The organism is Paenibacillus sp. FSL H3-0302, assembly GCF_037982245.1.
GTDB classification, from domain to species: domain Bacteria; phylum Bacillota; class Bacilli; order Paenibacillales; family Paenibacillaceae; genus Paenibacillus_AQ; species Paenibacillus_AQ odorifer.
This window is the reverse complement of record NZ_CP150284.1, coordinates 4738303-4755083: the sequence shown is the minus strand read 5'-3', so window position 1 is coordinate 4755083 and position 16781 is coordinate 4738303. Positions and strand designations below refer to the sequence as shown.

At 43.6% G+C, this 16781-nt stretch carries 15 protein-coding genes and 1 riboswitch; of the genes, 10 read left to right on the top strand and 5 right to left on the bottom strand.

Going from position 1 to position 16781, the window contains the following annotated elements; translation table 11 throughout:
* Nucleotides 1–145 precede the first annotated feature (145 nt).
* Nucleotides 146–3622, top strand: a complete 3477-nt coding sequence (locus tag MHH50_RS21180; RefSeq protein ID WP_076310289.1) for a collagen binding domain-containing protein — start codon at nucleotides 146–148, stop codon at nucleotides 3620–3622.
* Nucleotides 3623–3708: 86 nt separating this feature from the next.
* Here the strand turns inward: MHH50_RS21180 and MHH50_RS21175 are convergent, their stop codons facing one another.
* The 5 genes from MHH50_RS21175 to MHH50_RS21155 form a co-directional block, all read right to left on the bottom strand.
* Nucleotides 3709–5217, bottom strand: a complete 1509-nt coding sequence (locus tag MHH50_RS21175; protein ID WP_081390585.1) for a stalk domain-containing protein — start codon at nucleotides 5215–5217, stop codon at nucleotides 3709–3711.
* A 14-nt stretch (nucleotides 5218–5231) separates the two neighbouring features.
* Nucleotides 5232–6254, bottom strand: a complete 1023-nt coding sequence (locus MHH50_RS21170; protein WP_340033349.1) for an MBOAT family O-acyltransferase — start codon at nucleotides 6252–6254, stop codon at nucleotides 5232–5234.
* 37 nt (nucleotides 6255–6291) lie between these two features.
* Nucleotides 6292–6588: a hypothetical protein gene (locus tag MHH50_RS21165; RefSeq protein ID WP_340033348.1), complete on the bottom strand. Its 297-nt coding sequence runs from the start codon at nucleotides 6586–6588 to the stop codon at nucleotides 6292–6294.
* A gap of 151 nt (nucleotides 6589–6739) precedes the next feature.
* Complete coding sequence (locus MHH50_RS21160) at nucleotides 6740–7843, bottom strand: HAMP domain-containing sensor histidine kinase (RefSeq protein ID WP_076310292.1); 1104 nt, start codon at nucleotides 7841–7843, stop codon at nucleotides 6740–6742.
* Nucleotides 7840–8553, bottom strand: a complete 714-nt coding sequence (locus tag MHH50_RS21155) for a response regulator transcription factor (protein ID WP_076308403.1) — start codon at nucleotides 8551–8553, stop codon at nucleotides 7840–7842. Before MHH50_RS21155 ends, MHH50_RS21160 begins: the two co-directional genes overlap by 4 nt.
* A 418-nt stretch (nucleotides 8554–8971) precedes the next feature.
* On the opposite strand from MHH50_RS21155, the gene mscL reads away from it, so the two are divergent.
* The 9 genes from mscL to ytfJ all read left to right on the top strand — a co-directional run bounded on the left by mscL (nucleotide 8972) and on the right by ytfJ (nucleotide 16557).
* Nucleotides 8972–9367, top strand: a complete 396-nt coding sequence (gene mscL / locus MHH50_RS21150; RefSeq protein WP_076127447.1) for a large-conductance mechanosensitive channel protein MscL — start codon at nucleotides 8972–8974, stop codon at nucleotides 9365–9367.
* Nucleotides 9368–9555: 188 nt separating this feature from the next.
* A riboswitch (FMN riboswitch) is annotated at nucleotides 9556–9729 on the top strand.
* A 219-nt stretch (nucleotides 9730–9948) separates the two neighbouring features.
* Nucleotides 9949–11049, top strand: a complete 1101-nt coding sequence (gene ribD / locus MHH50_RS21145) for a bifunctional diaminohydroxyphosphoribosylaminopyrimidine deaminase/5-amino-6-(5-phosphoribosylamino)uracil reductase RibD (protein WP_076281426.1) — start codon at nucleotides 9949–9951, stop codon at nucleotides 11047–11049.
* Between the two features lie 54 nt (nucleotides 11050–11103).
* On the top strand, nucleotides 11104–11772 hold the full coding sequence (gene ribE, locus MHH50_RS21140) for a riboflavin synthase (RefSeq protein WP_076127451.1): 669 nt from the start codon (nucleotides 11104–11106) through the stop codon (nucleotides 11770–11772).
* A gap of 62 nt (nucleotides 11773–11834) precedes the next feature.
* A complete protein-coding gene (locus tag MHH50_RS21135; protein WP_076127453.1) occupies nucleotides 11835–13088 on the top strand; it encodes a bifunctional 3,4-dihydroxy-2-butanone-4-phosphate synthase/GTP cyclohydrolase II in 1254 nt (417 codons plus the stop codon).
* A 36-nt stretch (nucleotides 13089–13124) separates the two neighbouring features.
* Nucleotides 13125–13592 carry a 6,7-dimethyl-8-ribityllumazine synthase gene (gene ribE, locus MHH50_RS21130; RefSeq protein ID WP_036676377.1) on the top strand — a complete coding sequence of 156 codons (468 nt, stop codon included), beginning with the start codon at nucleotides 13125–13127 and terminating at the stop codon, nucleotides 13590–13592.
* A 136-nt stretch (nucleotides 13593–13728) separates the two neighbouring features.
* Nucleotides 13729–14520 carry a segregation/condensation protein A gene (locus MHH50_RS21125; protein ID WP_036676147.1) on the top strand — a complete coding sequence of 264 codons (792 nt, stop codon included), beginning with the start codon at nucleotides 13729–13731 and terminating at the stop codon, nucleotides 14518–14520.
* Nucleotides 14489–15091, top strand: a complete 603-nt coding sequence (gene scpB, locus MHH50_RS21120; protein WP_076310293.1) for an SMC-Scp complex subunit ScpB — start codon at nucleotides 14489–14491, stop codon at nucleotides 15089–15091. Before MHH50_RS21125 ends, scpB begins: the two co-directional genes overlap by 32 nt.
* A gap of 180 nt (nucleotides 15092–15271) precedes the next feature.
* On the top strand, nucleotides 15272–15979 hold the full coding sequence (locus MHH50_RS21115; protein ID WP_076127459.1) for a DUF2953 domain-containing protein: 708 nt from the start codon (nucleotides 15272–15274) through the stop codon (nucleotides 15977–15979).
* Nucleotides 15980–16068: 89 nt separating this feature from the next.
* Nucleotides 16069–16557: a GerW family sporulation protein gene (gene ytfJ / locus MHH50_RS21110; protein ID WP_076127461.1), complete on the top strand. Its 489-nt coding sequence runs from the start codon at nucleotides 16069–16071 to the stop codon at nucleotides 16555–16557.
* Nucleotides 16558–16781 lie beyond the last annotated feature (224 nt).

Below are 16781 nucleotides of genomic sequence, written 5' to 3'. Positions count from 1 at the left end.
ATATGTTCTGTCAACTCCACCGCATAAGGAAGACTTTTCATTATATTAACATAAGATGGGGCGTAGGGCGCGGAATTACATATGAAGCTTTTGAACATGCAGGGGTGGAAAACAATTAGAACAAGAAAATGGAGGCAACAGGAACATGTTTAAGAAAAAAATAAGTGTAATGGTCATTATTTTGATGCTTGTGGCCCAATATGCCTATGGCATCGGATTTGCTCCGCAAGTAAAAGCGGCTGCGATTGATGACGAAAGAAATATCATCACCAGTGTTTCAATGGCTGTTTACGGGCCAGATGGAATCACGGTCACGAACAGCGTATACGAACGAGATGCTAATGTTACCTTGGATTATAATTGGTCTCTTCCTAAAAATCATAATTACAAGCAAGGTGACACTTTTACTTTTCAGCTTCCAGAACAGTTCCAGCTATTTAATGATTTTAACGGACCCTTGGTCTCTGAAGATGGAGATGTAGGGAGCTTTGAAGTGAGGCAAATTTCACATGAAGTGATAATGACTTTTAATGACTACATAGAAACACATGATGACGTGCAGGGAACGCTGCGGTTAAATACTAAATTCGATAAACAGAAAATCTCGGGCAGTACTATTCAGAATATTTTATTTCCCGTGAGCGGCGGTATTCAGACAGTGACAGTTAATTTTAAACCCAGTGTTGGATCGACTATAGAGAAGAGAGGTATTCCCGAAGGCTTCAATGCGAACCAAATATTATGGACTGTTGATGTCAATAAGTCTTTGGAAGCCGTGGGGAATGCCATTGTGACGGACCCCATCCCTTCAGGCTTATCATTAAATACTCCAGTCACAGTGAGCGTGTATCAACTGAGCATTCAATTGGATGGTTCAGTAACGGAAGGAGCATTGCTCGACACAAGCAAATACTCTGCAGAGCTCTCCGGAGGGTCATTGATTGTCCGTTTTACGGAGCCTGTGATTAAAGAGGCTTACCGTATTGTATATTCCACAGGGATTACTAATGACCAACAGCTAAGCTTCACCAATACTGCAACTTTTTCAGGAGATGGGCAAGAGCCTGCCAGCTCCTCTGCCACAGTGAATGTAGAACGTGGAGGAAGCTTGAAAAAGTATTCCACAAGCTATGATGGGGGCAAGCAGATCATTTCCTGGGCAATTGAATATAACTACAATGAAAAGAACATCCCGCAAGGAAACGCTGTGTTAACAGATTTGTTCGATGATTCTCAAGAACTGGTAGCCGATTCGCTAAAAGTATATGCTGTGCAGCTGGATTCTTCCGGTGGTGCAACGTTAGGCAAGGTTTTGACAAAGGATGTTGACTACACGGTTGTTTCCACGTCAGACGTTCATAAGTCTGGGTTTGTATTGCAATTTGCACACGATGTTACTTCACCATATCGAATCGAATATAAGACAAAAGCGATAAAACGCGTGTTTGAGGATGCCACCATAACTAATACAGTATCTGATAGTACGTATAGTGATCAGGCTACCCGATTAATCCGGTCTTCCATTCTTTATAAGACTTTATCAACCGTAGATTATCAGAATAAAACATTAGGCTGGAAGGTCACATTGAATAGTGATAATTACCCGATGAGCCATGTAACAGTTACTGAATCCTTCCCATTTGGCGGCCTAAAGTTTATTCCAGAATCACTGGTGATTAGAAATCTGAATGGGAATGTTTTAAATCCAAATAACTATGATCTAGTGTACAACTCACCTGTCGAGCCTAATAAAGGCTTCAAGGTAGTGTTTAATTCACCGATATCTGGTCTTTATACGATTAGCTATACTACAGAATTTAACAAGGATTGGATTTGGGCTAAAACTGAAAATTTCAATAACAAAGTTCGGTTAGACTGGATGGACACTACTGAAGCCTTACGCACGATAGAAGCAGAAGGGTTATTCATTCCTAGACCTGAGGCGAAAAGCAATGGATTTAAAGCGGGAGCCTACGATGCTTCAACTAAAAAAATTACTTGGACGATAGGCGCCAATTATAACGGCAAAACCCTCGAAGCTCCGGCGCTTGTTGATATTTTAAAATCAGGCCAGACCTTGGTTCCTGGTTCACTAAAAGTTTACACTATGAATATTGCAAAGAATGGTGACCCTACCAAGGGTACAGAAGTGAATCCTAATAAATATACCTATAGCGTAAATAGCGTAAATAGCGATAATGAATTAAAGGTTATTTTTACAGATAAGATTAACTCCGCTTTCTACATTGAATTTAACACAAGTCTTGAAGGGCAAATAATAGGCACTACTGTTGATAATAAAGCTAATCTCTATGATGGAGCAAAAGTGGTTTCCAAAGATTTGACCGCCTCCGTAAAAATTCCTTTTGGAGAGGATTATGTGCTGAAGGACGGTACACAAAACGGGGATGAAATCGACTGGAGCCTGCAAATTAACCGGGGGCAGTCTACTGTAAAGGATGCTCTAATCAAAGATACTCCTAGTGCTAATCAAATTTTGCTGCAGAATTCATTCCATCTGTATCCTACGGCTGTAGCTGTGAACGGAGATATCACGAAAAGCGGCCCTGAATTGATTCAGGGTATTGATTATAGCGTTGTTATCACAACGGATGCCGATGGAAAACAATCCTTTGAGTTAAGCTTTGCCTATGAAATCAGCAGGGCTTACATTCTCGAATATCAATCCCTGATTGTGGCTAACACTGGAGACAAAGTAATAAATACTGTACATTTCAGTGGTTTTAACGGCAGCGAAATAAGTAAAGAAAACTCTAAAGAAATTATTGTCGGGGTCTCCAGCGGTTCTGGCACAGGCAGCGGGGGAAGAGGCACTCTCAATATTAAGAAGCTAGATGCTGAAGATAATTTAAAGGCGCTTGGTGATGCGACTTTTGCATTGTATCGACTAAATGGCACGGAACGTGTACTGATTAACAGTCTAACTACAGATGCAGAGGGTACAGCTACATTTAATAAAATATGGCTGGGTAGCTATGTATTGGTGGAGACAGCAGCTCCAAATGGTTACGTGCTCGATATATCCGAGCATCCAGTGGAGATTCGTTCCTCGTCAGCGATTCAACTGGTGATTACGAATCAAAAAGCAGTGGAGCCCACGCCTACGGTAACGCCAGAACCAACCGATGCTCCAACAACAACACCAGAACCAACCGTAACACCTGCACCATCAACAACGCCAGCACCGACGGTTTCTCCATCACCAGAAGCGACTGCTGCACCTACACCCATCCCTACAAGCAGCACATCTGGAGGTTCGGTGGTACCCACGTCTACAAGCTCGCCCGTACCCGAAGTAATTATTAATGATCCAGCTGTTCCTGCTGGTCCTGGAAATGCGGCCGATCTAGGATCCGCGACATCAACCGATGAGGGAACTCCTGAGCAAGAGATTACCGAAGAAGAAATTTCATTAGGAGAAGTTGATATCGACGATGAAGAAGTACCAAAAAGTACGGTGAACAATAGCACTTCGGGTGCTCCTCAGCTGCCGAAGACAGGTGAGAACAGTCCTTTGCCTCTGTATCTGTCGGGAATAGGGTTGATAACCATAGGATTTGTTATGAACCGAGTATTTAGACGTAGAGGTAAGACAGAGTGATCGGAGATTAGTGTGATTTAAGATTTTTATGCAAAAGCACCCAGCATGATAAATGCCGGGTGCTTTTGTGCTTTTTTTTGAAAATTTTATGTCTGATTCTTAAGTGTACCGGCGTTATCTGAGGTGCTTAGGTTATACCGCAGCCATTCGCCTTCCTTTTCACTTGAGACATTCCAGCCGAGCTGTTCCGCAACAAAGGCTAGCGGGACTAAAACTTTTCCTCCTGCCAGTAGCGGCGCAGCATCAATGGTGAGAGCTTTCCCGTTCACGAGTGCTTTGACACTGCCCACTGTCATAGTAACGGTGTTCTCGGCGGAAGTAAGCGATACAGTTTTAGTGGCCGCATCCCACGTTATGGATGCACCCAGGGCTGTCCCGATATCTTTGGCGGGCAGACATAATTCTTTATTTCCTTGCACTAAACGGATGTTAAGTGCTAGTGGTAATCCATTTACTTGTACACTGCTGCGATAAACTTTTCCGTTATTATCCATAACGGCGCTTTCCGCCTGTGATTCCAGCGAGCTATTAAGCGCCTTTATGTTGCTGGAAGTTACCCGATATTTAGAACTGTCCTGTCCGATAGCTTCTGCTATCCACGTGTTAACCTCACCATTATGATGGCTTAAATCCTTATAGAGGTCTAGGTTGAATGTCCAATCCGCTTCGGCTTGGAAGTCGTATAGCTTCACATTTGGAAACTGTTCAAATTGCTCGAATATCCATTGCCGCATGACAAGCTGATTGTTAAAGCGAACGGGATTGCTGGCGAACCAAGCGACCTGACGCATAACGCTGTAGGGTGGGTAGTAGAAATAAAACTGGACATCGGGATATTCCTTCAGCAGAGGACGGATATACGTATTAAAATAGCCCTTTACTTGCTCAATGCTTTCCTCGTTAGTACCGTAATCCAGCTCCTTGTCACAAGCCATTAGGTAAGATTCTGCAACGTATTGCTTGCCAAACACTACTTTGTTATCCCAGTTGTATAAATATTCTAAATCCTGTTTAGCTTCACCACTCAGGTTGTTTTTGATGCTGCTTATAAATTGTTTATATACAGATGAATTGAACCAGTATTTGTAGTCGGTCCATAGTTTGCCGTCATATAGATAGTCAGGGAAATCTTCCTCATCTTCGGCTGTGGCGAGTTTCAAAGAGAAATAATCCAAACCCCAGAGCACTTGTTTTACTTTGCCTGTCTCCAAGGCAAGTTTGGCAATTTTATAATGCTCATCGACTGTGGATCCTTCCATAGATAACTTTAAGGTTGTCCCACCTAAGCTGGCATCTACTTGAGAGGGAAGAAAGTTCTCTGTCATAGACGTGCCGATGATAATATTGTCGTAGTCGTAATTTTTAGCTAAACCCGGATTCTGATAACGTTCTTCTTCTGACAAGAGTGGGGTATACCACGATGGACGGTGATAGAATTGTAATGGGTCGATAAAAGCAGTAATCAGTGCTGTTAGAAGCGCTAACAAGCTGAAAAAAAGCAGGAAATAACCTATGAAACGTTTCGATTTAGTATGATTCCCCGGGGATTTACGTGGGTTGTTATTATTTTGAAGCCGTGATGCAAGCATCATCATTCCTCCTTACAGTTCTAGAAGTTAAAGTATAAAAAGGTTGTAATTCGGTTGAAGAATAACAGCGAGAACATAATGATAAATGCCATCACAAATGCTGTTTTCCAGCTATACTGAAAATTACGTTTGTTCAATAGATGAAGGGGATTCCAGAGAATGATCGTCATTAAGATGAGAATCAGGATGATTGCCCATTTAAGCGATCCAATAGATTGCAAAGATACCCCGTTAAGTCCACTCATCCCTTTCAACAAACGAAATGCCTGCGATATATGTTCTGCACGGAAAAATACCCATGTGATGTTCACAAATATGAAAGTCAGCAACCATGATAACCACTTGGGAAGGGAAAAGCCCCAGCGTCCCCAACATTTCTCTACAGCTTGTCCTACTCCATGCAAGAGCCCCCACAGGATGAACAGCCAACCCGCACCGTGCCAGAAACCACCGAGCAGAAAAGTAATAATGACATTTCGGATCGAAATCCAGAAGCTTTTCCGGTTGCCGCCAAGTGGAATGTAGATATAATCTCTAAGAAAATGGCTGAGCGTAATATGCCAGCGTCTCCAGAAATTGCGGATGCTTACGGCTCGGTAGGGTTCATTGAAATTTTGCGGCAGATGGATGTTGAACAGCAGTGCTATTCCAATCGCCATATCGGTATAGCCGCTGAAATCATAGTAGATTTGTAAGGTATAGGAAAGGATAGCCACCCATGAATCTACAAAATATGTTGCCGTTGCAAAACCGTTATCGGCATAACCAGCTAGGGTATCCGCTAGGATGACTTTTTTTCCTAATCCGATGCTGAAGAAGAGGGTCCCCTTCCGTATGTTGTTCCAATTCCAAACCTTATTTCGCAGTTTATCGAATTGGGGCATCATATCCTTGTGATGAAGGATAGGACCGGAGATCAGATGCGGGAAAAAAGTCACAAATAGCATGTAATTCAAAAGATTGTACTCACGCGCTTGGTTCCGGTAAACATCAACGAGGTAGGCGATTTGTGTAAAGGTAAAGAAACTTATGCCTAAGGGCAATATAAGATGGTGCAGAGAAAGGTTGCTTGCGGTTACCTCATTCCAATTTTCTATAAAAAAGATCCGTGTATTTGTAATAGCCGAGTAATAGAATATTTGTGCTTAAGCTAAAGATTAGCAGCGGCCGGCGACGCTTAGCTGTTGTGGAATGAATGAAATGGCCCATAACATAGTTAAAAAAGATGGATAACAAGATTAGAGGAACATATTTTATGTTCCAATACCCGTAAAAAACTAAAGAGGCGAGGGTAAGCCATACCTTAGCACAGAGTGTGAGACGAAGACGATTCAGAATAAAATATCCGGCCAGCACGATAGGCAGAAAACCAAACATAAAGGGATACGAATTAAATAGCATAACAACAATCCTCACTTATAGCAGATTTAGTATGAAATCACTATAAGTCAGAGATCTTAAGGCTTTATGTTATGAATTCTTATCATTTTCTTAATGGTTGAGATTGTACAAAAAATCCCCGAAAGCATCATTCGCTCACAGGGAAAGAGGTTTCAAATTCAGTTTGTTTGCGTGTGCTTTTGGCTGTAATGGTTCCGCCGTGAAGCTCTGCAATACTCTTGGCTATGGCGAGCCCTAAGCCACTTCCGCCTGTCTCTCGGGAGCGGGATTTATCGACACGATAAAAGCGTTTAAATAAGTGGGGGAGGTCGGATGCAGGGATAGGAGTACCGTAATTCGTACACAGAGCAACTATTCTATCGTCTTTTCTAACAACAGAAATGTCTAGAGTTTTCCCTTCCTTACCGTATCTTACGGCATTGGTAAATAGGTTCTCATACAATCGCACCAGCTCGTCCGCATCTCCGTTGATAATCAGAGGAGCTGTATCCGTATGAATGCGGTAGCTCATATCTGCTTGTTCCAGTACGGGTGCAAATTCCTCAATCAGCTGTTCGAGCAGCTTGCCGAGATCTACAGGCTCAATATTTAGCGGTAATCCGCTGCTGCTGACGCGAGTGTATTCAAACAAATCGTCGATTAGCTTTTTAAGAGTCAGAGATTTCTCATAGGCAATATTCACATAATAACGCAGTTCAACCTCATTTTTATAACGATCCTTCTCCACATATTCAAGGAATCCGAGAACAGAGGTTAGTGGGGTTCGGAGGTCATGAGACACACCTGTGATTAGGTCGTTTTTGGCTTTTGCAGCGGCTCGTTCTTCCTCTATAGCAGATTTTAGCTTGCCAGCCATAGTGTTCATATTTTCTGCGAGCTTTCCGAGTTCATCCGTACCTGTTACCGGCACCGTGAAAGATAAATTGCCATCCGCAATGGCCTGAACTCCGCTCGTAATGTTATGAAGATTCTTAGTTGTATTTCTGGACAGTTTTAGGATGAAAAAAATAAATAAAGGAATCCCTATTAGAATCACAACTGGCGTTGATCCAATGGTATTGATCACCCAGAGAATGAGTCTGACTCCCCAAAAGGAGCGTGAAGGATTTAACCACAGCAATAGTGAAGTGCCGTAATAGCCGCCCATTAAGATTAAAGCGGTGAGTGCTAGGCTCGTTAAGCTGAAGCCAACTATTTTCCAGGATAGGGTATCGAATCGTTTAAAGTTCAACTAGAAGGACCTCCTTTTTCCAGTTTGTAGCCAACGCCCCATACCGTTTTTAAGTATTGTGGTTTACGCGGATTTTCTTCTATTTTTTCTCTGATTTTACGAATATGCACCATAAGTGTATTGTTGCTTTCCAGGAATTGTTCTTTCCATACTTTGGCGTAGATCTGCTCCATGCTTAGGACTTGTCCCTTATTACGGGCGAGCAGCTCTAGAATCGCAAATTCTCGCGGGGTAAGCTTAACTGGGTGATCATCCACACTTACTTCATGCGTAACCGAATTAATAACCAGGCCATCAATGATGATTTCATCCTGTTTGGCGGCGTTTAGATCTGCCATGTAATTTCGAGTTCTGCGCAGCTGGGATTTAACACGGGCAACTAACTCCAGCGGACTAAAAGGTTTCGTAACATAATCATCTGCACCTACGCTTAGTCCGGTGATTTTATCAAGTTCCTGCCCTTTAGCAGATAACATGATGATCGGAAATTTTTGCGTTTCACGAATTTTAATACAAGCCTCAATGCCGTCCATATTAGGCATCATGATATCAAGAACCATGAGGTCTATAATCTCTCTATTGATAATTTCGAGTGCTTCCAGCCCGTCTTTGGCAGTTAACAGCCGGTAACCCTCGTTCTCCAGATAGATCTGCATTAGTTTAATAATCTCGGCTTCGTCGTCCACCAATAGCAGCGTTGCGTTGTGCATTTCTCAGCGTCCTTTCTTGCTTGTAAAGCGCAATTCTTGCTATAAGAAGTATACAACATTTTCTTGTTTGGAAGCCTCATTTGAAGACCAGTGAAGGCAAAGGTACTGTATAGCAGCTAATAAATTAGTGGAATAAAAGACCAAATCCCCCACAGCATTATGCCAGTTTGGTTTTTCCTTTTAGTTTGCTCTGATCGCTGTACCTCAATCCATGTGTTGATTTGTAGATAATACATTTTCAGCCATGGCTCTATCATGTAAGAAATAATTCTTAAACTTTATTTAACAGGAAACTTCTTAACAGCGGTGGCAGATAAAAGTAAAGGGAAACTTAATAGTTTCTTAACAAGTCTTAAGAAATAGGAAGCTACTATGCTATAATAATTTCAAATTATATATGTTGGGGGTTATTTGGTATATGTGGAAAGAATTTAAAGCTTTTGCCTTAAAAGGAAATGTTCTTGATTTAGCGGTTGCGGTCATTATTGGAGCTGCATTCGGAAAGATTGTAACTTCATTAGTAAATGACATTATTATGCCAATTGCAGGTTTGCTTACGGGTGGTATAGATTTAAAGGACCGGGTGCTTGAAGTCACTACGGACCTGAAAATACCTTACGGACTATTTTTACAATCGGTTGTTGATTTCTTTATTATTTCCTTCTCTATCTTTCTGGTGATTAAGCTCGCCAATAAATTTCAGCGCAAAGAAGCCGTTAAAGTTGAAGTGGTAGAGACTCCAGCACCTGCAGAGGATATCGTGCTGCTTACGGAAATTCGTGATCTTTTGAAACAACAAGAACGTGGTTTGTAATCCTGAAATATAACCAAGAAGCGCCAGGAGTCCTTGTCCTGGCGCTTCTTGGTTTCCTTTTATAAACTCAGTACAATCTATAATCTAGTTACAAATTTTAAGTAAATATAATAAACGCACTTGCATTTCGCTGGTGTAAGTGATAATTTTGTTAGTAAGGAAAACTTGAATCTCAATTAAATAAAGGATCAATCCTTCAGGGCAGGGTGTAATTCCCTACCGGCGGTGATGCTGTTGTAGAAATAACTTATTCAGTTTATCTACAGTGCTCAGTCCGCTACCCGGCTCGCGTTGTTGACGCGAACGGTGGACCTGGTGAAATTCCGGGACCGACAGTATAGTCTGGATGGAAGAAGGAGAGGTTAACCGCTTGTCTGCAATGGACTGGCGGACCGCAGTGTTTTCATATAATCATGTGCGATATTTCACAATACCCGTCAATTGACGGCTATTTAAGCACACTTTTATTTGGACTGCCGATGAACTCTCGCATAACCCATCTTGAACTCCTCCTGGAGAATGAGATGGGTTTTTCTGTTTTTTTTAGCTTAAGAATTGACAGCAGTGGATAGGAGGAAGAGATGGACAACATGAATGATGAGTTTTATATGTCCCTAGCACTGGACATGGCCGAACGTGCCCAAGGACAGACGGGAATTAACCCTGTTGTTGGCTGCGTTGTGGTGAAGAATGGAGCAATGATTGGACTCGGAACTCATTTACAGCGAGGTACGGGGCATGCCGAGGTGCACGCCTTGAATATGGCAGCTGGGCAGGCACAGGGCAGTACGGCATATGTCACACTAGAACCGTGCAGCCATTATGGAAAAACTCCACCTTGCAGCCAAAGGCTGATCGATGAAGGGGTAGCTAGGGTTGTAGTTGCTTGTGAAGACCCCAACCCCCAGGTGGCAGGAAGAGGAATCCAAATGCTGCGTGACCAAGGGATTGAGGTCGAAGTCGGTTTGTTGCGTGATCGCGCGCTTCGATTAAATGAGCGTTTTATCAAATATATTTTGACAAAACAACCTTTTGTTACGCTGAAGAGTGCAAGTACACTTGATGGCAATCTAGCTACCAAATCTGGTGACAGTAAATGGATTTCGAATGGGGAAGCGCGGGAGATCGTACATACGCTGCGGCATCGGCATCAGGGTATCATGGTCGGTGTGAATACAGTGATTGCTGATAATCCCTCTCTGACAACAAGAACAGAAGTGCCTGGCATTAACCCGACGCGGATCATCATTGATTCCGGGCTACGTATTCCTCTGGATTCGGCAGTTGTATGTGATGGTCTAGCGCCTACACTTATTGTAACAACCGATGCTGCAGATCCTGCTAAAAAGGCTGCACTGCTGGAAGCAGGCATTCAAATCGTTGTGTGCGGAGCAGGTCCAAGAGTGGATCTGAAGGCGGCCATGATATCTCTTGGCGAAATGGAGATAGGCTCTATTTTACTGGAAGGCGGGGGGACGCTGAATGGCGCGATGCTGGAGAGTGGGCTAGTGGATCGTGTGATTCTTTTCTTCGCTCCAAAAATTGTCGGCGGTGGTGCAGAAGCGAAAGGGACTTTCGTATTTCCGGGTGTAGAGCTGATGAAGGATGCGATCTCACTTGAAGGATTGGAAGTAAAAGTGCTAGGAGATAATGTATGTATCAGCGGTACTCCGGTACGCTAACAAAAGCTATGCAAGAAGTTAATTTAGGAAGTAATGCTTTTTAGGAGGGATATCATGTTCACCGGATTAATTGAAGAGGTTGGTGTTTTGCGCAGTGTCTCCGCCGGTGGGGAAATGATGGTGCTGAATATTGCCGCTTCGGTCATCATGGATGATCTAAAAATCGGTGACAGTGTGTCCGTCAATGGGGTTTGTCTCACTGCGACAACTTTGGGCGATCATTCCTTTACAGTGGATGTAATGCCGCAGACCTACCGGAATAGCAATCTGAAGGAGCTGAAGCCCGGCAGCCGGATGAATCTGGAACGAGCGATGGCAGCCGGCGGGCGTTTTGGAGGGCATATTGTTCAAGGACATGTTGATGGCACTGCCATTATTAAAAGTGTAAAACGTGATCAGAATGCTGTTGTATTCGAGATTGCACCGGATCGTAAATCACTATTTAAATATATTATCCCCAAGGGATCGATCACGATCGACGGCATTAGTTTAACTGTAGTGAAGACTACAGCCACATCGCTTGCAGTGTCCATTATTCCGCATACGTTAGGGGAAACAGTTCTGACGCACAAACGGGCTGGGGATAGTGTAAATATCGAGTGTGATGTACTTGGCAAATATGTAGATCATTTATTGCATTATGGCTCAGCCGCCCAAGATGAGGAAGGCGAGAGCCGCTCCGGGATTAGTCATGATTTTTTGGCGGCGAACGGGTTTGTTTAAATAAAGAGTTTGCTTACGAAGAAGGGAATAATCTTTCGTAAAGCTTTTAGGAGGATAGGATCATGAGCGAGCAATCGAAAAAGGAAAGTGTCTTGGATCCGATTGAAGAAGCAATATATGACTTAATGCGCGGTAAAGTCATCATTGTAGTGGATGATGAAGATCGTGAGAATGAAGGGGATTTTATAGCCCTTGCTGAACGTGCGACACCAGAGGTCATCAATTTTATGATTACTGAGGGACGTGGATTGGTTTGTATGCCTATTACCCAAGAGCGTGCGGCAGAACTTGAACTGCAAGCTATGGTAACCCACAATACCGATAATCACGGTACGGCTTTTACCGTATCTGTTGACCATAAAGATACAACCACTGGGATCTCTGCGGGGGAAAGATCTTTGACCGTTAAAGCCATGATCGATCCAAAAGCGAAACCTGCTGATTTCCGCAGACCGGGGCATATGTTCCCGCTGATTGCGAAAAAAGGTGGCGTTCTGCGCCGCTCCGGACATACGGAGGCTGCTGTTGATCTAGCGCGGATGTGTGGCGCTTATCCAGCCAGTGTCATTTGCGAGATTATCAAGGAAGATGGCTCAATGGCCCGCTTACCTGATCTAATCGAAATAGCCCGCAAGCATGATCTTAAGCTGATCAGTATCAAGGATCTTATTCATTATCGCAACGAAAAAGAACAACTCGTCACACGCGAAGTGTCTGTACGACTTCCTACCGATTTTGGAGATTTCCAGACCATTGCTTATACAAATGAAGTGGATGATAAAGAGCATGTAGCTTTGGTAAAAGGCGATATTTCCGGCGATGAGCCAGTGCTTGTACGTGTACATTCCGAATGCCTGACTGGTGATGTATTCCACTCCCATCGCTGTGATTGCGGCCCGCAATTTGAAGCTGCACTGCGGCAGATCGAAACTGCCGGTAGGGGCGTGTTACTCTATATGCGCCAAGAAGGCAGAGGCATTGGCCTTATCAATAAGCTTCGGGCTTACAAGCTGCAAGAGGAAGGTCTTGACACTGTAGATGCGAATCTAAAGCTTGGTTTTCCAGCAGATCTGCGTGACTATGGAATTGGAGCACAGATTCTGAAGGATCTGGGTGTGCGCCAAATCCGTCTGCTCACGAACAACCCGCGTAAGATCAAAGGGCTGGAGGGTTATGGGTTGGAAGTCGTTGAGCGCGTGCCGATACAAATGCCGGAGAACAAGGACAACACCAATTATCTCCACACGAAGCAAGCGAAGCTTGGACATATGCTGTCTTTTGACGATATTGAACAAAATGAGGATTCGAAAGCTTAAACATACATTATAAAAAACGAAGGGTAGATGATGGATATGCCGAAATATTTAGAAGGACACTTAGTTTCTGAGGGGTTAAAATACGGAGTTGTTGTAGGACGTTTTAATGAATTTATTACCAGCAAGCTTTTGTCAGGTGCACTTGATGCCTTTAAACGCCATGGTGTTGGTGATGATGAAGTGGATGTTGCTTGGGTTCCAGGGGTATTTGAAATTCCTTTGATCGCGCAAAAAATGGCTGAAAGCGGCAAATACGACGCTGTAATCACCTTAGGAACGGTTATCCGTGGTTCCACTACACACTATGATTATGTATGTAATGAAGTTGCCAAAGGAGTAGCCGCTATCAATCTTAAGACCGGCGTGCCGACCATTTTTGGCGTAGTCACTACTGAAAATATTGAACAGGCCATCGAGCGTTCAGGAACCAAAGCAGGCAATAAAGGCTGGGATGCTGCGACTGCTGCGATTGAAATGGCGAATCTTAACAAACTGTTTAAGTAAGTCAGCTATTGACGAATCAGTCGAATTCGTGCTTATTTATAGTATAAGAAGAAAGCATGGATTATAAGAGCCCTTTCTACTTGTGTAGCGTCCAGACGGGCGCTGCACTTTACTTTTTTTGGCGGGAGGATGCTTCGTGACTGTATTGTACAAGCTGGAGACGTTTGAAGGTCCGCTGGATCTGCTCTTGCATTTAATTGATAAGGCGGAAATCGACATCCAGGACATTCCGGTCGCCGAGATCACCGAACAGTATATGGAATACCTGCGTAGCATGCAGGAGCTTGAATTGGATATTACGAGTGAATTTCTCGTGATGGCCGCTACCCTTTTATCTATAAAGAGCAAGCTATTGCTGCCCAAACCACCGGTCATTGAGATCGATGATTTTGAATATTACGAAGAGGATGAATTTGATCCACGAGCTGAACTTGTTCAGCGACTGATTGAGTATCGTAAGTTCAAGAGTATTGCTGTACATTTAATGGATATGGAGAGCGAGCGGAGCTTGATTTTTACGAAGGAGCCTGAGGATTTGGGTCCATTCGTGCCAGAAGAGATTGATCAAACGCTAAAAGGACTACATACTTCAGACTTAATAGCCGCTTTTCGTAAAGCGCTAAGTAAGGCTGCCAGAAGGTCTTCTTACCAGCGGATCACCCGGGATGAAATATCGGTAAAAGATCGTATACGTGATGTATCAGATGCGCTGCAGCGCAGAGGAACAGGCGGAAAGCTGCATTTCTCGGCACTGCTTCACGATGAAATGGCACGGCACGAAATCGTAGTTACTTTTCTTGCGATTCTGGAACTGATGAAAATGAAGGCGATTTTTTGCTACCAAGAGAAATTGTTTGATGACATCGTAATGGAGTGGAGAGGAGGAGAACACTTCAATGGATTACAAAACGCTGAAATCGATTATTGAAGGCCTGCTGTTTCTATCAGGGGATGAAGGAATCTCCGTACGCCAAGTGGCTGAAATTACGGAACAGCGCCCAGAGCTTGCGGCTGGAGCATTAGAGGAACTAAAAGAAGATTATGTAGCACAGGAGCGGGGCTTACAGGTAGTGCAAATTGCCGGGAATTATCGGCTGGCTACATTGCCTGATCATGCCCACTATTTTGAGCGTCTGGCCTATTCACCATCCAGATCAACCTTGTCTCAGGCTGCCTTAGAGACTCTCGCAATCGTGGCTTATCGCCAACCGATTACGCGGGTGGAGATTGAAGAGATCCGGGGTGTGAAGTCGGAACGCGCAATTCATACGCTGAATAACAAGGATTTGATTCATGAGGTTGGTCGTGCGGAAGCGGTAGGCCGGCCAATTTTGTACGGGACGACTAAATCCTTCTTGGAGAGCTTTGGTCTTGCCAGTCTAAAGGATCTGCCGGAACCAACAAATTTTGAGTCCACGGATAATTTGGAAGAAGAGACACAGCTATTGTTCAATAAGCTGGATACTCAAATGACTTTTGAGGATGTCGAGCAGCCTTAGTTCGTACGAGAACGCTAATAATTGTATTGAAGGGACTGCCCTTAAACCATTTATGTGGTTTGGGACAGTCCCTATTTTATTTAAGCTCATATTTTTTATACAAACCCCGAATTTTTTCCAGCTTAAATTGCCATACTAAACCAAAGGTTCCCATTATTAAGGTTTCTTGGAGGTAAATACGTGACGTTATGGCTTGCAATTCCCCTTGTTTTGCTTGTACTGGCACTGATCTTGGTCCTGTCTTCATCTATCGATTTCCGCATACGGTGTTATAAACATGGAAAAAATGACCTGCTCGAATTAGATGTTACCTCTCTTTTTGGTTTGATAAAGCTTCACTATGAACTTCCCCAATTGGTCTTTAAGGGATTGGAGCAGGGTGTGTGGGGAAAGTTTAAAGAGACAGGGACTGCGACGACAGGTGTAGATACCGTAAAAGAAGAGATATTTGATAAAGAAAGAGTAATGCACTGGCGCGCCAATGTTAACCAAGCTGTGAAATCTACACGCGGCTTGAAGGAATGGTTAAAAGAGACTGTAGCTCATGTCAAAATATCAAAGCTCGATTGGTCCACCGATTTCTCTCTTGGTGATGCAGCAGACACTGCGACCGCATCGGGAGCGGTTTGGGGCCTGAAATGGAGTATTGTTGGTTTTATTTCGCAGTGGGTGAAATTGCAGCAGCATCCTCGAATTTTTGTTAAGCCTGTTTTTGAAGATGAGCTTTGTTTTGCAATGGAGTTTGTCTGTAAGGGGAAAATGTCAGTCGGCTATACTTTGTATGCCTTAATGCGGCTATCTCGGCGTGTCTTGCGTGAAAAAGGCGGGATCGGCCATTGGAGAAATCTGCTGAAACAGATGCGTCAGGAGCCACACGGGAAAGTTTAAAATGAAAGTTACATACAAATGGGCGGATGTGGGGATGATATACGCTGTAGAAGAAAGAGAAATCGTACTCAATTAAAGGAGGAAACAATATGAGCGACCATCCTATTCAAGGCCTAATGCAAACAGCGATGGAAAATATCAAGGGTATGGTAGATGTGAATACCATTGTCGGTGATCCAGTACAAACCCCTGACGGCAGCATTATCCTGCCTATCAGTAAAGTTGCCTTTGGATTTGCTGCTGGTGGTAGTGATTATCGAGTAGAAGATTCTATAAGTGGTTCAAGCTCCCAAGGTGGAGTCAAAATGCTTCCATTTGGTGGAGGTAGCGGGGGAGGCGTCTCCATTCGACCGATCGCTTTTTTAGTGGTAGGTAAGGATGGAGTGAATATTGTCCCTCTGGACAATCAAACTCACCTATTCGAAAAAATCATCGATGCAACACCAGGGCTCATCGACAAAATTCAAACGATGTTCCAAACCGGCAATGCTGCAGCTCAAACGCCGCCAACACCTGCCACACCGGCAGCAGCACCTGTTAAAACCGATCCAAGTACATCTCAATCTTCAACTCATTAGGTACACATAATTCTACAAATAGCCTCGGGGATATCGCCATACACAGGCGGTGTCCCTTTTTTGACGTGTCAGAAAGTATATTTTGATCCCCGCAAATTACCTGAGAATGTATCGAAGCAAAGCCTCACGTTGTGGGGATATTTTGTGTGGAACATCCCAAGGAGTGGACATACCCTAAGGCTGGTCCGCATACACTTGTACAACATAAACACTTTTACTTAAGA

Bases quoted from the DNA above. Each gene is read 5' to 3' on its own strand.
- MHH50_RS21155 (WP_076308403.1), bottom strand. From the start codon at position 8,553: ATGCACAACGCAACGCTGCTATTGGTGGACGACGAAGCCGAGATTATT.
- ribE (WP_076127451.1), top strand. From the start codon at position 11,104: ATGTTCACCGGATTAATTGAAGAGGTTGGTGTTTTGCGCAGTGTCTCC.
- MHH50_RS21180 (WP_076310289.1), top strand. From the start codon at position 146: ATGTTTAAGAAAAAAATAAGTGTAATGGTCATTATTTTGATGCTTGTG.
- MHH50_RS21175 (WP_081390585.1), bottom strand. From the start codon at position 5,217: ATGATGATGCTTGCATCACGGCTTCAAAATAATAACAACCCACGTAAA.
- mscL (WP_076127447.1), top strand. From the start codon at position 8,972: ATGTGGAAAGAATTTAAAGCTTTTGCCTTAAAAGGAAATGTTCTTGAT.
- ribE (WP_036676377.1), top strand. From the start codon at position 13,125: ATGCCGAAATATTTAGAAGGACACTTAGTTTCTGAGGGGTTAAAATAC.
- ribD (WP_076281426.1), top strand. From the start codon at position 9,949: ATGGACAACATGAATGATGAGTTTTATATGTCCCTAGCACTGGACATG.
- scpB (WP_076310293.1), top strand. From the start codon at position 14,489: ATGGATTACAAAACGCTGAAATCGATTATTGAAGGCCTGCTGTTTCTA.
- ytfJ (WP_076127461.1), top strand. From the start codon at position 16,069: ATGAGCGACCATCCTATTCAAGGCCTAATGCAAACAGCGATGGAAAAT.
- MHH50_RS21135 (WP_076127453.1), top strand. From the start codon at position 11,835: ATGAGCGAGCAATCGAAAAAGGAAAGTGTCTTGGATCCGATTGAAGAA.
- MHH50_RS21165 (WP_340033348.1), bottom strand. From the start codon at position 6,588: ATGTTTGGTTTTCTGCCTATCGTGCTGGCCGGATATTTTATTCTGAAT.